Below are 16549 nucleotides of genomic sequence, written 5' to 3'. Positions count from 1 at the left end.
CGGCTTTTTTGGTGGAAATAGCGTCGTTCACAAAATCCGTGAAATCCGCGCTAATCCGTGGTCTTACTTGCCAGCAGCCAGTTCGCCTTTCAGGGCACGCGGGATGGTGATGGTGGCGATGGGAGCCTCCGCGCTGGTCAGGATGGTGTAGTCTTTGGGTTCTACGGCACCCACCTTGATGGATTTGCCGAGTTCCATGCCGCTGATGTTCACTTCCACGTAGTCGGGGAGGTTGTCCATGGTAGCGCGCACGCGCACTTTGCGCAGCTTGCTCACCAGCTTACCACCGGCCAATACGCCCGGCGAAACGCCGATGTACTTCACGGGGATGTCCATCTTTACCTCTTTGCCTTCTTCCAGCTCCAGGAAGTCAACGTGGAGGAGCATTTCGTTCACGGGGTGAAACTGGGCGTCCTGCACGATGGCTTTGTACAGGGTGCCTTCCACGTTCAGGTCCACGATGTGTGCCTCAGGCGTGTACAACAACTCGCGGAACAGGATAGCGGGCACAGAGAAGTGCACGGTGTCCTTGCCGCCATACAACACGCACGGTACTTGAGCGTCGAGGCGCAATGCCTTGGCGTCCGTTTTACCGAGATTCGCTCTTTTAAACCCTACAATCTCGAGGCTTTTCATAAAAGTGGTTTTTGGAAAAAGAAATAATTAGCGCCGCTCAAGCTGAATATCAGCTCAAAACGGGCCGCAAAGGTAAGGACTGTCGGGGGGATTTACTAACGCCGATTCTATATTATGCGCAGCCTGCGCCAACCCCTGATGGTGAAGGTGGCGTGCATTGCCAGTAACTTGAGCCGCAGTTCATGCTTACTCATAATCTCTTACCATGACAAAATTCTTACTTCTCGGCTGGCTACTGTTGCTTGGTGGCCCTTGCTCGTGGGCCCAAACCACGCCCGCTTCCGCCAGCTATGCGCGGGAGCACTACAGCAAACAGGAATTGTACGTGACCATGCGCGACGGCACCAAGCTGTTCACCGCCATCTACACGCCTAAGGACGCCGGCACTGGGAAGAAATACCCCATTATGATGCAGCGCACGTGCTACAGCGTGGCCCCGTATGGCCCCAACGCGTACCCCGAGCGCCTCGGCCCGTCCGAAACGATGATGAAGCAGGGGTACATTTTTGTGTATCAGGACGTGCGGGGCCGCTGGAAGAGCCAAGGCACTTGGACCAACATGACGCCGGTCATCGACAAGAAAAAGGTAAAAAGGACGTCGACGAAGTTTCCGACACCTACGATACGATAGACTGGCTGGTGAAAAAAGCGGCCAACAACAACGGCCGGGTAGGGCAGTGGGGCATTTCTTACCCCGGCTTTTACGCCGCCACGGGCATCTTGTCCAACCATCCGGCCCTGAAGGCGTCTTCGCCGCAAGCCCCGGTGTCGGACTTTTTCTTCGACGATTTCCACCACAACGGCGCGTTTCTGGAGTCGTACATCTACACGTATCCCGTGTTTGGGGTGCAGAAGCAGGACACCACCAGCAAGCCCTGGTACCAGTCTAGTTTCATCAACGCCGGCACCAAGGACGGCTACCAGTTTCTGCTAGACCTGGGGCCGCTCAAGAATGCCGATAAGTACTACGCCAACAATTTCTTCTGGCAGGAAACCGTCAACCACCCCAATTACGACGAGTTTTGGCAGAAGCGCGCCCTGCCCACGCACTACACCACCGGCGTGAAGCCCGCCGTGATGACCGTGGGCGGCTGGTTCGACGCCGAGGACCTGCGCGGCCCGCTCACCATTTACAAAACCATCGAGAAGAAAAGCCCCGGCACCTACAACACGTTGGTGATGGGACCGTTTGGGCACGGCCGCTGGTCGCGCGAGACCGGGCATACCCTGCATAGCAACGTGTATTTCGGCGACAGCATTGCCACGTTCTACCAGCGAAACATCGAAGCCAGATTCTTCGCGCACTTTCTGAAAGGCTCGGGCGATAAAAACACGGGCTTACCCGAAGCCTACCTTTTCGATACCGGCAAAAAGCAGTGGGAAACGTTTGACAAATGGCCCACGCCTGCCGCTACCCACCAAAAGCTGTACCTGAGCGCCAATGGCAAGCTGGACCAGCAGCCGGCCGCCACGCCGGGCACCTTGAGCTTCCTCAGCGACCCTCTGAAGCCGGTGCCCTACACCGAAGACCTGACCACCACCATGGGCTTCACGCCCTTCAACTACATGAGCGAGGACCAGCGCTTCGCGGGGCGCCGGCCCGACGTGCTGGTGTACCAATCCGAGGTGCTGGCCAACGACGTGACGCTGGGCGGTGAAATCATGGCCAAGCTCCAGGTGGCCACCACCGGCACCGATGCCGACTGGGTAGTGAAGCTCATCGATGTGTACCCGCCCGACGAAGCAAACCACGCCAACATGCCCAACAAAAACATCATCCTGAGCAATTATCAGCAGATGGTGCGCTCCGAAGTAATGCCCGCCCGTTTTCGCAACAGCTTTGAGAAGCCCGAGGCCACGGTGCCCAACCAAAAAACCGCCGTAGATTTCCGCCTGCAGGACGTGCTGCACACCTTCAAGAAAGGCCACCGCATTATGGTGCAGGTGCAAAGCACCTGGTTTCCGTTCATTGCCCGCAACCCGCAGACCTTCGTACCCAATCCCTACAAGGCCAACGAAAGCGACTATGTTAAAGCCACCCACACCGTCTTCGGCGACAGCTACCTGGACGTAGAAGTGCTACCAAAAGCCACGGTGACGCCCTAGGGCTATTACTCCATTATAAGCCATAAAAAAGCCAGCTCAACCGAAGTTGAGCTGGCTTTTACGTGCCTAAGCAATTCCTTCACGTCCGATTTAACTTACACAAACAGCGAGCCTGATGCTTTCGTGGGTTACCACGTTCCGGATGGCCTGCGCAAAAAGCGGCGCCAGCGTAATGACGTGGATTTTCTCGTTCTCTTGGCGAAGCGGAATGGTGTCGGTCGTAATCAGCTCGGTGAGCACGCTGTTGCGAATTCGTTCGTGGGCGGGGCCGCTCAGCAGCGGGTGCGTCACCACGGCGCGGACGGATTTGGCACCGCGTTCCATCACCAGTTCGGCGGCTTTGCAGATGGTGCCGGCCGTGTCCACCATATCGTCCACAAACACCACGTCCATGCCCTTCACGTCGCCAATCACCTGCATGGAGGCAATTTCGTTGGCCCGCAGGCGCATCTTATCGCAGACCACAATCTCAGCCCCGAATTTCTTGGCGAAAGCGCGGGTACGCACCACACCGCCCACGTCGGGCGAGGCAAAAATCAGGTTTTCCAGGTTGAGCGACTTGATGTAGGGCGCCGTGACGGTGGCGCCGTCCAGGTGGTCGACGGGAATATCAAAGAAGCCCTGGATTTGGCCAGCGTGCAGGTCGCAGGTCATCATCCGGTCGGTGCCCACGCTTTGAATAATGTTGGCTACCACTTTGGCCCCGATGCTCACCCGCGGCTTGTCTTTGCGGTCTTGGCGGGCATAGCCCATGTAGGGCATCACGATGTTGACTTTGTGGGCGGAGGCGCGCTTGCAGGCGTCCACCATCAGCATCAGCTCCATGAGGTGCTCGGATGGTGGAAACGTGCTTTGGATGAGAAATACTTCACAGCCGCGCACGCTCTCGTCGAAGCTGGGCCCCATTTCGCTATCGGCAAAACGCTGGAGCGTAAGCTCGCCAAGGGAGGTGCCGTAGGCGGCAGCAATATTTTCGGCGAGCGCGCGGGACGCACTGCCGGCGAATATTTTGACCTGTTTCATTGGGGAAGGTGCTGAAATAATGAGTTGATGCGCAGCCGGCTCGGGCCGCCACAACGGCCAAAACGGCCGGGTGGAAAAAGCGAAAGGCGCTGACCACTCCGGATATTGGAGAAGCCAGCGCCTTGCGTTTACTCGAGCTTTGTCGTTGTCCGACCAGGCTCGAACCTGGACTTTCTTGAATCAAAATCAAGCGTGTTGCCAGTTACACCATCGGACAATTTCCCAGTGGGCTACGTGCCGTTTGGGAGTGCAAATGTACTACCGGAAAAATTCGAGGCAAGTTTTTATCGAAAATTTTTTGAGGAAAATCACTCCGGTCGGGGAGGCAAAATGGCTAAATGCCCATTGTGGCCTGATTTTCACCCCTTAAAGCCCGTGAATTGCCGTACAAGCCAAAAGCCCGGTCTTGTCACCCATAGGGTTGGAAAAGCCGTGCTTCTGCCGTAATTTTGCGGCCTGAAAAACGCAGCATCTTCATTATAAATACAACGCAATGGCGAATACCGGCAAAATCACCCAGGTCATCGGCCCCGTAGTGGACGTGAGCTTCGCGGGTGCAAACACGAAGCTGCCCAACATCCTCGACGCGCTCGAAGTCACCAAAGACAACGGCCAAGTGGTGGTGTTGGAATGCCAGCAGCACTTGGGCGAGGACCGGGTTCGGACCATTGCCATGGACTCGACCGAAGGCCTGACCCGTGGCGCCATCGTGCGCGACCTGGGCGCCCCCATGTCGATGCCCACCGGCGAAGGCGTGAAAGGCCGCCTGTTCAACGTAATCGGCCAAGCCATCGACGGCATTCCCCAGCCGAAGTCGGACGGCCCGCTGCCCATTCACCGCCTGCCGCCAGCCTTTGAGGACCTGGCAACGTCGTCGGAAATCCTGTACACCGGCATCAAGGTAATCGACTTGCTGGCTCCTTATGTGAAGGGCGGTAAAATTGGTCTGTTCGGCGGTGCCGGCGTGGGCAAAACCGTACTCATCATGGAGCTGGTGAACAACGTGGCCAAGGCCTACGAAGGCCTGTCGGTGTTTGCCGGCGTGGGCGAGCGTACCCGCGAGGGCAACGACTTGCTGCGCGAATTCATCGAATCCAACATCATTCTCTACGGCGAGGAGTTCAAGCACTCGATGGAAGCCGGTGGCTGGGACCTGTCGAAAGTGGACCAGAACGAGCCTGCTGAAGTCGCAGGCCACCCTGGTGTTCGGCCAGATGAACGAGCCCCCGGAGCCCGCGCCCGCGTGGCCCTGTCGGGTCTGACCATTGCCGAAAGCTTCCGCGACGGCGACGGCACCGGTTCGGGCCGCGACATCCTGTTCTTCATCGACAACATCTTCCGCTTCACGCAGGCGGGTTCGGAAGTATCGGCTCTGTTGGGCCGGATGCCTTCGGCCGTAGGTTACCAGCCCACGCTGGCCACCGAGATGGGTGCCATGCAGGAGCGTATTACCTCGACCAAGCGCGGTTCCATCACCTCGGTACAGGCCGTGTATGTGCCGGCCGACGACTTGACTGACCCGGCTCCGGCTAACACCTTTGCTCACTTGGACGCCACCACGGTACTGAGCCGCAAAATTGCCGAGCCTGGGCATCTACCCCGCCGTAGACCCGCTGGACTCGACCTCGCGCATCCTGTCGGCCGACGTAATCGGCAACGAGCACTACAACACCGCCCAGCGCGTGAAGGAGATTCTGCAGCGCTACAAGGAACTGCAGGACATCATCGCCATCCTGGGTATGGACGAACTCTCGGAGGAAGACAAGCAGGTTGTGAACCGCGCCCGTCGCGTGCAGCGCTTCCTGTCGCAGCCCTTCTTCGTGGCTGAGCAGTTCACCGGCCTGCAAGGCGTGCTGGTTGACATCAAGGACACCATCCGCGGCTTCAACGAAATCATCGACGGCAAGTACGACCACCTCCCCGAGGCGGCCTTCAACCTGGTGGGTACCATTGAGGATGCGGTAGCCAAGGGCGAGAAGCTGATTGCCGAAGCCAAATAATTTCTTTAGCTGTTAGCCATTAGCTGTTAGCTGTTAGCTTTTCGAAAGATGGGCGCAGAAAAAGCTAGTGGCTAACAGCTGAAAGCTAACAGCTAAAAAATGCATTTAGAAATCATCACCCCCGACCGCAAGGTATTCGAAGGCGAAGTGACGGCGGCCCAATTTCCGGGGGCCGATGGTTCGTTTGAAGTGCTGAACAACCACGCCCCGCTGATTGCCGCCCTGCGCGCCGGCGAGGTCATGCTGACCAGTGCCACCGGCCGCGAAGCCATCCGCATCGAAGGCGGCGTGGTAGAGGTGCTGCGCAATAATGTAATTGTGCTGGCCGAAGGCGCAGTGGTCTAATCTTCAGATTGCTAATTCATCTGGCTATAGAAAAGCCGCTCCTGTTCGACAGGAGCGGCTTTTTTATACACGTCCGGCAAAATAATGCTGGTGGCGTATATAGCACGAGAATTTTGCTGTTCTAACTGCACGCCATGTCGGATTCATCTACGCCTATCGAATCGATTGAAAACATCTACACGCCCCACCAGCGGCACGTGCTGCTCATTGCCACGCTGCTGGGTTTGGCGGGGCTGGCGGTGTTTGGGCTAGCCAGCTACCTGGGGGCATTTCTGGCGGCGGGAATTTTGTTTGTCGCGTTTCGGCCGTGGTGGGTGGCGCTGGCCCACCACCGCAAGTGGAACCGGCGGCTGGTCACGGTATTTATTCTGCTCGTAACGGTGGTGGTGCTCGTTATCCCGTTTTACGCGCTGAGCTCTTTGCTCATTGACCGAGTAATTGCCTTTGCCCGGCAGCCCGACCGGATACTCGACGTGATTCACCGCTTGGAGCGGGCCACCGGCTACCAGATTACCGAACAGCAAAACGTGCGGCAGCTGCTGCAGCAGGGCGCCGTGCAGGTGAGCCGCTGGGTGCCCACATTGGCCGGCAGCGCGCTCAATTTTCTGGTGATAGTGGGCCTGATGCTGTTCTCCATGTACTACATGTTTATGCAGGAAGACAGCTTTCTGCGGGGCTTGCACCGCTACCTGCCGTTCCGAAATGAGACGCTGCAGGAGCTGGGCGAATCGTTGAAAAACAACGTGAATGCCAACGTGCTGGGGCAGGTGCTGGTGGCGATGGTGCAAGCCATTCTGACGGGCCTTACCCTGTGGATTTTTAAAGTACCCGACCCCTTGTTCTGGACCGTAGTGGCTTTTTTCATGGCCTTTCTACCGGTGCTGGGCACGCCCCTGGTGTGGGGCCCGGCGGCGCTGTACCAGTTTTCGCAGGGCGCCAACACCCAGGGCATTGGCATTCTGGTAGTGGGCTTCGTGATAATCATCAACGTGGATAACCTGCTGCGCATCTTGCTGGCCAAGCGCATGGGCGATATTCACCCGGTGGTGACGCTGGTGGGACTGGTGATGGGGGTGGAGATTTTCGGCATCATCGGCCTGGTGGTGGGGCCGCTCATCGTGTCTTATTTCCTGGTGTTGATGAAAGTATTCCGCCGCGAAAACCGGCGGGGACGCGAGGGCGCGGTATAGCAAAGAAGCTGGGCGCTGTTGCCGACATTTGCGGAACATTCCCACCCGCGGCTCCCATGAAATCGACGCTTATTCAGCCCAAAATCACACCTATCTACCAAACGTCCGTTTTCAAATTTGAAGACCTGGACGCCGTGCAGCAGTACTTCGACGAGCCCGGCAGCCGCTACCTGTACTCGCGCAACGGCAACCCCAACAGCGACGAGCCTGGCCGCGGCCGTGAACCGCTGGGAAGGTGGGGCTGGCTCAGTAGCCACCGGCTCGGGCATGGCGGCCATCTTCGCGGCGCTGATGACCTACTGCCAGGCCGGCGACCACGTGCTGTGCGCCGCCGACATCTACGGCGGCTCGGCAGCCCTACTCAACCTGGAGCTGTCGCGGCTGGGCATCACGGTGAGCTACGTGCCGTTTGAGGAGCTGTACGAGCCTGGCGCCGTACGTGCAAGCCACCACCAAGCTGCTGCTCTGCGAAACGATGAGCAACCCATTGCTGCGCGTGGTGGACCTGCGCGCCATGGCCACCGAATGCCACCGGCATGGCTTGAAACTGGTGGTCGACAACACGTTTGCGACGCCCGTGCTCACCAAGCCGCTAACCTACGGCGCCGACCTCGTACTGCACAGCGTGACCAAGTACCTCGCCGGCCACTCCGACGTAACGGCCGGGGCCGTGGTGGCCCGCGCCGCCGAGGATGCGGCCCGACTGCGCCAGATAGGCATCGTGTTCGGCCTGACTTTGAGCCCCATGGAAAGCTGGCTGAGCGTACGCGGCATGAAAACCATGCGCCTGCGGGTGGCCGCGCATAGCCACAATGCCCAGCAGGTAGCCGAGTTTCTGGAGGTGCACCCCGCCGTGGAGGCCGTATACTACCCCGGCTTGCTCACGCACCCGCAGCACGGATTAGCGACCATGCAGGGACACGGGCTGTTCAGTGGCATGCTCTCGTTCCGGCTGCCCGACGATGCCGCGGTAGTCAACCGCTTCATGCAGCGGTCGGAGCGGTTTCCGTTTGCGCCCTCGCTGGCAGGCGTCGATTCGTCGTGCTCCCACCCGCTGTACACCTCGCACCGGGCCCTCACCGATGAGCAGCGCGCCGAGTTGGGCATCACAGTGGGGCTGGTGCGGCTTAGCGTGGGCATTGAGCCAGTGGAAGAGCTGCTGGCCGATTTGGCGCACGCGTTGAGCTAAAACTGAGCTAAAGCCAGGCCGCGAAGTTTGGCTCAACACACCATCAAGGCACGATACCAATGGGACGCTTCCGCTACCTCACCCGCGCCGTCTGGCTGCTCTCACTCATCAGCCTGTTCACCGACGTGGCCAGCGAGATGCTATACCCAGTGATGCCGCTGTACCTGCAGTCCATCGGCTTTTCGGTGTTCTTCATTGGGCTGCTCGAAGGCGTAGCCGAAGCGGTGGCGGGCCTGAGCAAAGGCTACTTTGGGCAATGGTCGGACCGGTTGGGCCAGCGGGTGCCCTTTGTGCGGGCGGGCTATGGGCTGAGTGCCATCTCGAAGCCTCTGCTGGCGGTATTGGCCACGCCGGTGTGGGTGCTGCTGGCCCGCACCCTCGACCGGCTGGGCAAAGGCCTGCGCACCGGCGCCCGCGACGCCCTGCTCGCCGATGAAACCACCCCCGAAGACCGGGGCAAGGTGTTCGGCTTTCACCGGTCTATGGACACGCTGGGCGCGGTGCTGGGGCCGCTGGCGGCGTTGCTGTGGCTGGATGCGCACCCCGGGCAGTTCCGGCCGTTGTTTTTGTGGGCATTCGTTCCGGGCGTGGTGGCCGTGCTCATCGCGTTTGCGCTGCGCGAGCGGCGGGCGGTGCCCTCAGGGCGGCCGGTGGTGCCGTTTTGGGCGTCGTTTCGCTACTGGCGCGAGGCCACGCCTTCGTACCGGCGCGTGGTGGGGGCCTTGCTGGCGTTTGCCCTGTTCAATAGCTCCGATGCGTTTTTGCTGCTGCTGGCCCGCGAGCGCGGGGTGTCGGCCACGGCGGTGATTGGCCTCTACATCCTCTACAACGTGAGCTACGTGCTCAGCGCCTGGCCCCTGGGCCACCTGGCCGACCGCCTTGGTCCGCGGCGCCTGCTGGTGGCCGGATTCGTGGTGTTTGCCGGGGTGTACGGCGGCGTGGCACTGGTACACGAGCCTGTGGCAGTTTGGGGCCCTGTTCGTGCTGTATGGCCTGTATGCGGCGGCTACCGAGGGCGTGGGCAAGGCCTGGGTGAGCACGCTTTGCGCCAAGCCGGATACCGGCGCCGCCTTGGGCACACTTGCGGGGCTGAGTAGCCTGGCGGCCCTGGGCGCGAGCACGCTGGCGGGCCTGCTCTGGCAGTGGCGCGGGCCGGTAGCCACTTTTGGGCTCACGGCGGTGGTGGCGCTGGGCGTGGCGACCTATCTGCTGCAAGCGCGGGTGCGGCCCTGGACTGCGCCGGAAGCTCTGGCTAACTGAAAGCAGCCCCAGCCCAACTTCCTGGCAGCAGAACCGTTGTGCGCATAGTCCGTTCTTATTTGCCTAACCGACCATGCGCCGCCAGCCCTACACGCTTCATTTCAACTCCAAGCTCAGCCTGAATGCCGACAAAAAGCACGTGCGCGACGGCTTATCAACGGCCTTGCTCACCGGCGAAAACCTGTGGTTGAGCTGCGATGAGCGCACCACCGTAGAGCGCCTGCGCCGCACGGGCCCCCACGAGTTCGGGCAGCATTGCTCTTTCCAGCTCACCGAGCTGCTGGATTTGCCGGCCGATGAAGAAGTCGAAATTGACATTGAAGGCATGGGCGAGGCCGGGCACTACCTCTGGGTGGTGGGCTCGCACAGCCTCAAGCGCAAGCAGCCCGACGACCAGCACGGCGACGTCTCCAAGCAAATCAAGAAGCTGGCGAAAACTTCCTCCGACCCCAACCGCTACCTGCTGGCGCGCATTCCGTTGCTGCTGAACGAGAAGACTGGTGACTACGAGCTCCACAAAACTGCACCGCACCCCACCAAAGCCGGCCACACGCTGCGCGCGGCCCAGCTCCACGGCAACGGCGAAACCAACGAGCCTGCTCGACTTATTGGCCCACGACTCTCACCTGAAGCCTTTCGTGAACATTCCCGGCAAAGACAATGGCCTGGACATCGAAGGGCTGGCGGTGAACGAAGAAGGGCAGGTATTTGTGGGGCTGCGCGGCCCTGTGCTGCGTGGGTGGGCCGTGGTGCTGGAGCTCCTGCCGGAAGAAGACAAGCACGGCCGCCTGCGGCTGGGCAAAATAGAGGGCGCCACCGAGACCTACTACAAAAGCACTTTCTGGACCTGGGCGGCATGGGCCTGCGCGAGCTGCGCCAGCGCGGCCACGACATCCTGCTGCTGGCCGGCCCCACCATGGACCTCGACGGCACCATCGCGGTGTACCGGTGGGCCAATGCTACGCGGCAAGCCACCGACAGCCTCGTGCCCGCGGAGGAAATGCAGCGCATCTTCGATGTGCCCCACGGCCACGGCCCCACCGCCGGCCGGGACCGGGCCGAGGGCATGGCCTTGCTCGACGACCAGCACATCCTCATCGTCTTCGACAGCCCGGCCGACGCACGTAAAACCGCCGCCAACGACATCGTAGCCGACTCCTACCGGCTACCGGACTGATTCTGTAGCTAGAAGCATTCGGCTAGGGCCTCGGCCACGCGGCGCAGGTCGGCATCGGTCATGGCCGTGCCACTGGGCAGGCACAGGCCGCGGGCAAACAAGTCGGCGCACACGTCCCCGCCGTACATTGGGGCCCCTTGGAACAGCGGCTGCAGGTGCAGGGGCTTCCAGAGCGGCCGGCTTTCGATGTTGTGGGTTTCGAGCTGCCGGCGCACGGTTTCGGGCGTTACTCTGGATTGGCCCGGGCCGTCCTCCGGGTCGGTTTGGCTCAGCAGGATGGTGGTAAGCCAGCGGTTGGAGCGGCTGCCGGCGGGCTCGGGCGCCAGGGCTACGGTGAGGCCGGGCAGTTGAGCCAAATGCTGCTGGTACCAGGCGAAGATTTCGCGCCGGCGCTTCACCCGCTCGTCCAGCAGCTCCATCTGGCCGCGGCCGATGCCCGCCAGAATGTTGCTGAGCCGGTAGTTGTAGCCCACTTCCGAATGCTGGTAGTGGGGCGCGTCGTCCTTGGCCTGGGTGGCCAGAAAACGCGCTTTTGGGCCAAGGCGGCATCGTTGGTCACCAGGGCGCCGCCGCCGCTGGTGGTCAGGATTTTGTTGCCGTTGAAAGAGAACACGCCCACCGTGCCGAAGCTGCCCAGCGGCTGCTTGTCGAAGCAGGAGCCCAGGGCCTCGGCGGCGTCTTCGAGAATGGGCAGCTCGTACTCAGCCGCGATGGCGAGAATCTCGGGCAGGCGGGCGGGCATGCCGTAGAGGTGCACCAGCAGCAGCACCTTCGGCTTTTTGCCTTTGGCAATGCGGTCGGTAATGGCTTCGCGCAGGCGCTGGGGGCACAGGTTCCAAGTGTCAGCTTCGCTGTCGACGAAGACGGGCGTGGCGCCCAGGTACAGGATGGGGTTGGCCGTGGCCACGAAGGTGAACGAGGGGCACAGCACTTCGTCGCCGGGGCCCACGCCCAGCAAAATCAGCCCCAGATGAATGGCCGCCGTGCCCGACGACAAAGCCACGCAATGCCTGGCGCCGGTGGCCTGGCAGATGTCCGCCTCGAAGCCCGTCAAATTTGGCCCCGCCGGCGCTACCCAGTTATCCTCGATGGCTTTGTGCACATAGTTCAGCTCGTGCCGGCCGAGGTGGGGCGGGGAAAGAAACAGGCGGTCGTGGTCTTGGCTATGCATTAGGCTTCGCTTAACGAAGAATTCTGAAAGAAGAAGGGGTTTGAGGGCTCGCGAAGGCTTTATTCTTCGCTTCTCATCCGTAGTTCCCGGGCGGGCACGCCCACGGCGGTTACGTTGGCGGGCAGGTTGCGCACGGCCACGGCGCCCGCCCCCAGCACCGTATTTTCCCCAATGTGCACGCCCTGAATCACGGTCGCATTGGTGCCCAGGTAGGTGCCGGCGCCGGTTGGGCTGCGCCGCTCACGTTGGCGTGCGGCATCAGCGAGGCAAAGTCGCCGAGCACCGCATCGTGCCCCACAGTGCACCCCAGGTTGAGCAGCACAAAGCGGCCCAATGTGATATCGCACGTCAGAATACAGCCCTGCTGCACGATGCTGCCTTCACCCAGCACAATGCGCTGGTGCGGCGCCAATGCCACGCCCGGGTGCACCAGCGCCGGAAACGACAATTGCCCCGACGTGAGCCGGGAGACCACGGCGGCGCGGCCAGCGGGGCTGCCCACTGCCACGGCTACGGCCAGGGGTTCGGCAGTGGCGTTGAGGTCGGCGCTGGTGCCCAGGTAGGGGAGGCCGGCCACGGTGGGCGTGGCCGGGGCCTGGTCGTCGTAGAAGCCGCGCACTTCCCAGGTGGGGTGCGTGGCGTTGAGCTGGCGCAGCAGCAGCAGGACTTCACGGCCCAGGCCACCGGCTCCGAATATCGCAAGCGGCGCGCCGGGCTCGGCGTCTTCGTATTCCGGGAAAAACAACGTGGTCATGCGGCAATCTACTAGGAAACGGAAGGGGAGGAGTGCCCCGGAAGGCCACGGTGGTTGCCTGGCCGGTTGCCTGCACGCCGGTTCCGCGCAGCACCCGGCCGGCCGTGCGCCACAAGATGCTCATATCCAGCTGCCACGATACGTTGTCGACGTACCACACGTCGTAGGCAAACTTTTCTTCCCAGGAAATGGCGTTGCGCCCGTTCACTTGTGCCCAGCCCGTGAGGCCGGGGCGCACCTCGTGGCGGCGGGCCTGCGTGGGGGAGTACAGCGGCAGGTACTCGGGCAGCAGCGGGCGCGGGCCCACCAGGCTCAGGTCGCCGCGCAGGATGTTCCAGAGCTGGGGCAGCTCGTCGAGCGAGGTGGCGCGCAGCCAGCGGCCCAGGGCGGGCAGGCGCGCGGCATCGGGCAGGAGGTGGCCGGCGGCATCGCGTGCCTCGGTCATGGTTTGAATCTTATACAGCAGAAACAGGCGCCCGTGCCAGCCCGGCCGCAGCTGCCGGAACAGCACCCGGCCGCGGTTCTGGGCGGCAGCCAGCGCAGCCGCGCCGGCCAGCAAGGGCAGCGTGAGCACCAGCAGCGGCAGGGCAATGGCTACGTCGAGCAGGCGCTTGCCGTGGCGGACGTAGAAGGAGTTCTGAGTTTTGAGGGTTGAATGTTGAGGTGCCGCAGGCATAAACAAAGGTAGGACTCGGTACTTTGCTGTTATTATCGTGGCTTGCGGGTTGAATGTTGAGGCGTCCAGAATTAACTCAACATTCAACCCTCAAAACTCAACCCTAACCAAAATGCTCGTTTTCCCCAACGCCAAGCTCAACCTCGGCCTCTACATCACCGAACGCCGGCCCGATGGCTTCCACAACCTGGAATCAGTGTTTGTGCCGCTGCCCTGGACCGATGCGCTGGAAATTCTGCCTTCCGAAGACGGCCAAGCCACGAGCCTCACCCTCACCGGCCGCCCCATTCCCGGCGACCCCGCTACCAACCTTTGCGTGCGGGCCTACGAGCTGCTGCAGGCCGACTTCCCCCAGCTGCCGTCCGCCCAGATTTTTCTGCATAAAATAGTGCCCATCGGGGCCGGCCTCGGCGGCGGCTCGGCCGATGCCGCCTTCGCCCTGAAGGCCGCCAACGACCTTTTTAGCCTGAATATTCCCATCGAAGCGCTGGAGGCCTACGCCCGCCGCCTGGGCTCCGACTGCGCGTTCTTCATTCGAAACAAGCCCGTGCTGGCCACCGGCCGCGGCGACGTATTCGAAGAAATTGAGCTGAATGTAGCCGGGGCCGGGTGCGTGGTGGTGTACCCCGACCTGCACATCAGCACGCCCGAGGCGTTTGCGCGCATCACGCCGCAGCCGCCCGCGCAGGCCTTGCGGGCCGCCGTGGCCCAGCCGCTGGAAACCTGGCGCGAGACCATCCACAACGATTTTGAGCGGGCGCTGGCCCCCAAGTATCCGGTCCTGGCCGACATCAAGCAACGGCTCTATGCGGCCGGCGCCGCATATGCCAGTCTCTCGGGTTCGGGCTCGGCCGTGTATGGTCTGTGGCCCGACCGCGAGCCCCGCACCATGCAGTGGCCGGCCGAGTTCACGGTGTGGAAGGGCCGGCTCTAAACCGGAATAGATGGGGTGTGCTCGGGGTTTTTGTCCTTCATGAGCCGCGCCACCAATGGGTGAATGAGTACGCTGAACACGATGAGCAGCGTGCCCAGGTAAAAGCCCGTGGCCATGCGCTCTTTGCTGCCAAACACCAGCACCGCCAGCCCAATGCCGTACACCGGCTCGAGGTTGGTGGTCAGGTTCACGGCGAAGGGCGAAAGGCGCTTCATCAGCTCCACCGAGGTCGAAAAGGCGTACACCGTGCACACGCCGGCCAGCAAACCCAGCCACAGCCAGTCGTAGCCGTGCCAGGCGAGCTGCAGCCCCTCGCCCTGCGTGAAAAAGTGGCTGTAGATGGGGAAGAAAAGAGCTATGCTCAGGCACGCCCCCAGCATCTCGTAAAACGTGAGCCGTAGCGGCGGGTGCGTCTTAATCAGCTTAGAATTCAGGACGCTGAACAGGGCCGAAAGCCCGGCCGAAAGCACCGCTACACCCAGGCCCAATAATTGGTCGAGCTCGGCCTGGCTCACCAGGTACAGGCCCACCATGGTGATAACGCCCAGCCCCACTTCGTAGCCGCGCACCCGCCGCCACAGCAGCAGCGGCTCGAGCAGCGACGTCCAGAGCGCCAGCGTAGCCAGCCCCGCCAGGCACACGCTCACCGAAGAGAGCCGTGCGGCCAGAAAGAAGGTAATCCAATGCGCGGCCACCAGCGAGCCCACGGCCAGCAGCCGCACCACCTGCCCCGCCGGAATGCGCCACACTGCCCGCCGCGCTACCAGCAGCAGGGCCAGGCCAGCCGAGGCCAGCAGCGTCCGCCAAAACACCAGCTCCACCGGCGGCACCGTCAGCAGCTTGCCCAGAATGGCCGTGAAGCCCCACAGAAGCACAATGAAATGAAGCTTGAGGTAGTCTTTTAACAAGGAGTGAATGAGTGAATGAGTGAATGGCGGGTTGAGTGAATGATTAGATGAGCGAATGGCTTCCTGGGCATTCATTCATCCACTCATTCACTCATTGTTACTTCGGCACGAAGCGGTACAGGGCCAGCCCAATTACGGTAAACACCATGCTCGGCACCCACGCTGCTATTAGCGGCGCCAGGCTGCCCACCTGGGCCAGGTTGCGGCTGAGCATCACGAAAATGATGAACACAAACGCCAGCACAAACCCCAGCGCTATCTGGCCGCCCACGCCGGCCCGCGATTTTCTAGCGCTGAGAATCACCCCAATCAGGGTGAGCACCACGATGGCGAACGGGTAGGAGTACCGCTCGTATTTCTCGCTCAGATACAGTTGGGTGTCGTCGGCGCCGCGCTCTATCTTGGTCTTGATGTAGGCGTTGAGCTCGGGCAGCGTCAGGGTTTCGGCCAGGCGGTAGGTGCTGGCAAAGTCCTTGGGAAACAGGTTCAGGGTGGTGTCGCGGGCCGGCAGGGTTTGGAGCGTCTCGTCCTGCGCGCCGCGGAACGTGCGCACCAGCGTGGCGACAAATGCCACACGTGCTTGGTCGAATCCCAGTTGATGGCATCGGCCGTGAGGCGGCGGCGCAGCATGGTGCCGTCTACGGTTTCGAGCGCGAAGTGAAAGCCGATGTTATTAATGTTATCGTAGCTCTCCATGTACGCATAATGGCGCGGGCCAATTTTGATGTGCACGTTGCGCCCCTGAAACCGGTAGGGCAGTTTGATGTACGCCCGCTCAAACGCCACCCGCGATTTATTGCCAATCGGCAGCACCCAGCCAATCAGCCCGAATATGAGCAGGCCCACCACCGTGCCGCCGATGGCGTAAGGCAGCATCAGCCGCTTAAAGCTCACCCCACTGGCCAGAATCGCCACAATTTCGGTGCGCGCCGCCAGCTGCGCCGTCACAAATACGACGGCAATAAAAATGGTAATCGGGGAAAGAAGATTGGCGAAATAGGGAAACAGATAAATGTAATAGCCGAAAATAATTTTCGACATCGACAAATTGTGCTGAATAAAATCGTCGTTTTTCTCCGTGAAATCAATGACGCAAATAACCGACACGAGAATTACCACCGAGAAGAAAAACGCGGCGAGAAATTTCTTGATGATGTATTTGTCGAGGATATTCATTCTT

Annotated in this window: 16 protein-coding genes, 1 tRNA gene and 6 pseudogenes; 13 read left to right on the top strand and 10 right to left on the bottom strand. The window is 61.2% G+C overall.

Annotation, left to right across the window (positions count from 1 at the left end; genetic code table 11):
- Nucleotides 1-63: 63 nt before the first annotated feature.
- Nucleotides 64-636: a 50S ribosomal protein L25/general stress protein Ctc gene (locus ACFQT0_RS24495; protein WP_380205634.1), complete on the bottom strand. Its 573-nt coding sequence runs from the start codon at nt 634-636 to the stop codon at nt 64-66.
- Nucleotides 637-841: 205 nt separating this feature from the next.
- On the opposite strand from ACFQT0_RS24495, the pseudogene ACFQT0_RS24490 reads away from it, so the two are divergent.
- Nucleotides 842-2742, top strand: a pseudogene (locus tag ACFQT0_RS24490) (CocE/NonD family hydrolase).
- Nucleotides 2743-2832: 90 nt separating this feature from the next.
- Here ACFQT0_RS24490 and ACFQT0_RS24485 read toward each other — a convergent pair.
- Entirely contained in the window at nt 2833-3765 is a 933-nt protein-coding gene (locus ACFQT0_RS24485; RefSeq protein ID WP_380205633.1) for a ribose-phosphate pyrophosphokinase, read from the bottom strand.
- A gap of 145 nt (nt 3766-3910) precedes the next feature.
- Nucleotides 3911-3982: transfer RNA gene (locus ACFQT0_RS24480), tRNA-Gln, on the bottom strand.
- 276 nt (nt 3983-4258) lie between these two features.
- Between ACFQT0_RS24480 and atpD the strand changes: the two are divergent.
- The 11 genes and pseudogenes from atpD to ACFQT0_RS24425 form a co-directional block, all read left to right on the top strand.
- A pseudogene (gene atpD, locus ACFQT0_RS24475) lies at nt 4259-5308 on the top strand (F0F1 ATP synthase subunit beta); the annotation flags it as partial.
- A 139-nt stretch (nt 5309-5447) separates the two neighbouring features.
- On the top strand, nt 5448-5765 hold the full coding sequence (locus tag ACFQT0_RS24470; protein ID WP_380205632.1) for an ATP synthase beta subunit C-terminal domain-containing protein: 318 nt from the start codon (nt 5448-5450) through the stop codon (nt 5763-5765).
- A 99-nt stretch (nt 5766-5864) separates the two neighbouring features.
- Complete coding sequence (gene atpC, locus ACFQT0_RS24465; RefSeq protein ID WP_380205631.1) at nt 5865-6110, top strand: ATP synthase F1 subunit epsilon; 246 nt, start codon at nt 5865-5867, stop codon at nt 6108-6110.
- Nucleotides 6111-6244: 134 nt separating this feature from the next.
- A complete protein-coding gene (locus ACFQT0_RS24460) occupies nt 6245-7300 on the top strand; it encodes an AI-2E family transporter (RefSeq protein WP_380205630.1) in 1056 nt (351 codons plus the stop codon).
- Nucleotides 7301-7519: 219 nt separating this feature from the next.
- A pseudogene (locus ACFQT0_RS24455) lies at nt 7520-7657 on the top strand (PLP-dependent transferase); the annotation flags it as partial.
- An 82-nt stretch (nt 7658-7739) separates the two neighbouring features.
- The gene (locus tag ACFQT0_RS24450; protein WP_380205629.1) at nt 7740-8489 is read left to right on the top strand and encodes a trans-sulfuration enzyme family protein; all 750 of its coding nucleotides are present in this window, start codon (nt 7740-7742) and stop codon (nt 8487-8489) included.
- 59 nt (nt 8490-8548) lie between these two features.
- Nucleotides 8549-9586: an MFS transporter gene (locus ACFQT0_RS24445; RefSeq protein WP_380205628.1), complete on the top strand. Its 1038-nt coding sequence runs from the start codon at nt 8549-8551 to the stop codon at nt 9584-9586.
- Nucleotides 9561-9749, top strand: coding sequence for a hypothetical protein (locus ACFQT0_RS24440; RefSeq protein WP_380205627.1), 189 nt, complete (start codon nt 9561-9563; stop codon nt 9747-9749). Before ACFQT0_RS24445 ends, ACFQT0_RS24440 begins: the two co-directional genes overlap by 26 nt.
- A gap of 73 nt (nt 9750-9822) precedes the next feature.
- Nucleotides 9823-10332: pseudogene (locus ACFQT0_RS24435) on the top strand (DUF3616 domain-containing protein); the annotation flags it as partial.
- Nucleotides 10250-10525 (top strand): annotated as a pseudogene (locus ACFQT0_RS24430) (DUF3616 domain-containing protein); the annotation flags it as partial. The pseudogenes ACFQT0_RS24435 and ACFQT0_RS24430, both read left to right, overlap by 83 nt.
- On the top strand, nt 10489-10926 hold the full coding sequence (locus ACFQT0_RS24425; protein WP_380206127.1) for a DUF3616 domain-containing protein: 438 nt from the start codon (nt 10489-10491) through the stop codon (nt 10924-10926). The pseudogene ACFQT0_RS24430 and the gene ACFQT0_RS24425, both read left to right, overlap by 37 nt.
- Nucleotides 10927-10934: 8 nt before the next feature.
- On the opposite strand, the pseudogene ACFQT0_RS24420 reads toward ACFQT0_RS24425, so the two are convergent.
- From ACFQT0_RS24420 to ACFQT0_RS24405, 4 genes and pseudogenes are all read right to left on the bottom strand, one after another.
- A pseudogene (locus ACFQT0_RS24420) lies at nt 10935-12097 on the bottom strand (DegT/DnrJ/EryC1/StrS family aminotransferase).
- A 59-nt stretch (nt 12098-12156) separates the two neighbouring features.
- A complete protein-coding gene (locus tag ACFQT0_RS24415; protein WP_380205626.1) occupies nt 12157-12288 on the bottom strand; it encodes an acyltransferase in 132 nt (43 codons plus the stop codon).
- Entirely contained in the window at nt 12285-12851 is a 567-nt protein-coding gene (locus ACFQT0_RS24410; protein WP_380205625.1) for a PglD-related sugar-binding protein, read from the bottom strand. Before ACFQT0_RS24410 ends, ACFQT0_RS24415 begins: the two co-directional genes overlap by 4 nt.
- Complete coding sequence (locus ACFQT0_RS24405; RefSeq protein WP_380205624.1) at nt 12766-13527, bottom strand: sugar transferase; 762 nt, start codon at nt 13525-13527, stop codon at nt 12766-12768. The genes ACFQT0_RS24410 and ACFQT0_RS24405 overlap by 86 nt, the downstream gene beginning before the upstream one ends.
- Nucleotides 13528-13639: 112 nt before the next feature.
- Here ACFQT0_RS24405 and ispE point away from each other — a divergent pair, with 112 nt between their 5' ends.
- Nucleotides 13640-14461: a 4-(cytidine 5'-diphospho)-2-C-methyl-D-erythritol kinase gene (gene ispE / locus ACFQT0_RS24400; RefSeq protein WP_380205623.1), complete on the top strand. Its 822-nt coding sequence runs from the start codon at nt 13640-13642 to the stop codon at nt 14459-14461.
- Here the strand turns inward: ispE and ACFQT0_RS24395 are convergent.
- The 3 genes from ACFQT0_RS24395 to ACFQT0_RS24385 all read right to left on the bottom strand — a co-directional run bounded on the left by ACFQT0_RS24395 (nt 14458) and on the right by ACFQT0_RS24385 (nt 16545).
- Complete coding sequence (locus ACFQT0_RS24395) at nt 14458-15369, bottom strand: DMT family transporter (protein ID WP_380205622.1); 912 nt, start codon at nt 15367-15369, stop codon at nt 14458-14460. The genes ispE and ACFQT0_RS24395 overlap by 4 nt on opposite strands.
- Before the next feature lie 97 nt (nt 15370-15466).
- On the bottom strand, nt 15467-15922 hold the full coding sequence (locus ACFQT0_RS24390) for an LptF/LptG family permease (RefSeq protein ID WP_380205621.1): 456 nt from the start codon (nt 15920-15922) through the stop codon (nt 15467-15469).
- Nucleotides 15856-16545 (bottom strand): LptF/LptG family permease, encoded by a 690-nt coding sequence (locus ACFQT0_RS24385; protein WP_380205620.1) that lies wholly within the window; start codon nt 16543-16545, stop codon nt 15856-15858. The genes ACFQT0_RS24390 and ACFQT0_RS24385 overlap by 67 nt, the downstream gene beginning before the upstream one ends.
- Nucleotides 16546-16549 lie beyond the last annotated feature (4 nt).

Origin of the sequence: Hymenobacter humi, assembly GCF_042665855.1 — a bacterium.
GTDB lineage: Bacteria > Bacteroidota > Bacteroidia > Cytophagales > Hymenobacteraceae > Hymenobacter > Hymenobacter humi.
The sequence above is the reverse complement of the archived record's forward strand: the minus strand, read 5'-3'. Positions and strand labels throughout refer to the sequence as shown.

Excerpts from the sequence above, each read along its gene's own strand:
- ACFQT0_RS24405 (WP_380205624.1), bottom strand. The coding sequence starts at position 13,527 with ATGCCTGCGGCACCTCAACATTCAACCCTCAAAACTCAGAACTCCTTC.
- ACFQT0_RS24385 (WP_380205620.1), bottom strand. The coding sequence starts at position 16,545 with ATGAATATCCTCGACAAATACATCATCAAGAAATTTCTCGCCGCGTTT.
- ispE (WP_380205623.1), top strand. The coding sequence starts at position 13,640 with ATGCTCGTTTTCCCCAACGCCAAGCTCAACCTCGGCCTCTACATCACC.
- ACFQT0_RS24460 (WP_380205630.1), top strand. The coding sequence starts at position 6,245 with ATGTCGGATTCATCTACGCCTATCGAATCGATTGAAAACATCTACACG.
- ACFQT0_RS24410 (WP_380205625.1), bottom strand. The coding sequence starts at position 12,851 with ATGACCACGTTGTTTTTCCCGGAATACGAAGACGCCGAGCCCGGCGCG.
- atpC (WP_380205631.1), top strand. The coding sequence starts at position 5,865 with ATGCATTTAGAAATCATCACCCCCGACCGCAAGGTATTCGAAGGCGAA.
- ACFQT0_RS24495 (WP_380205634.1), bottom strand. The coding sequence starts at position 636 with ATGAAAAGCCTCGAGATTGTAGGGTTTAAAAGAGCGAATCTCGGTAAA.
- ACFQT0_RS24485 (WP_380205633.1), bottom strand. The coding sequence starts at position 3,765 with ATGAAACAGGTCAAAATATTCGCCGGCAGTGCGTCCCGCGCGCTCGCC.
- ACFQT0_RS24445 (WP_380205628.1), top strand. The coding sequence starts at position 8,549 with ATGGGACGCTTCCGCTACCTCACCCGCGCCGTCTGGCTGCTCTCACTC.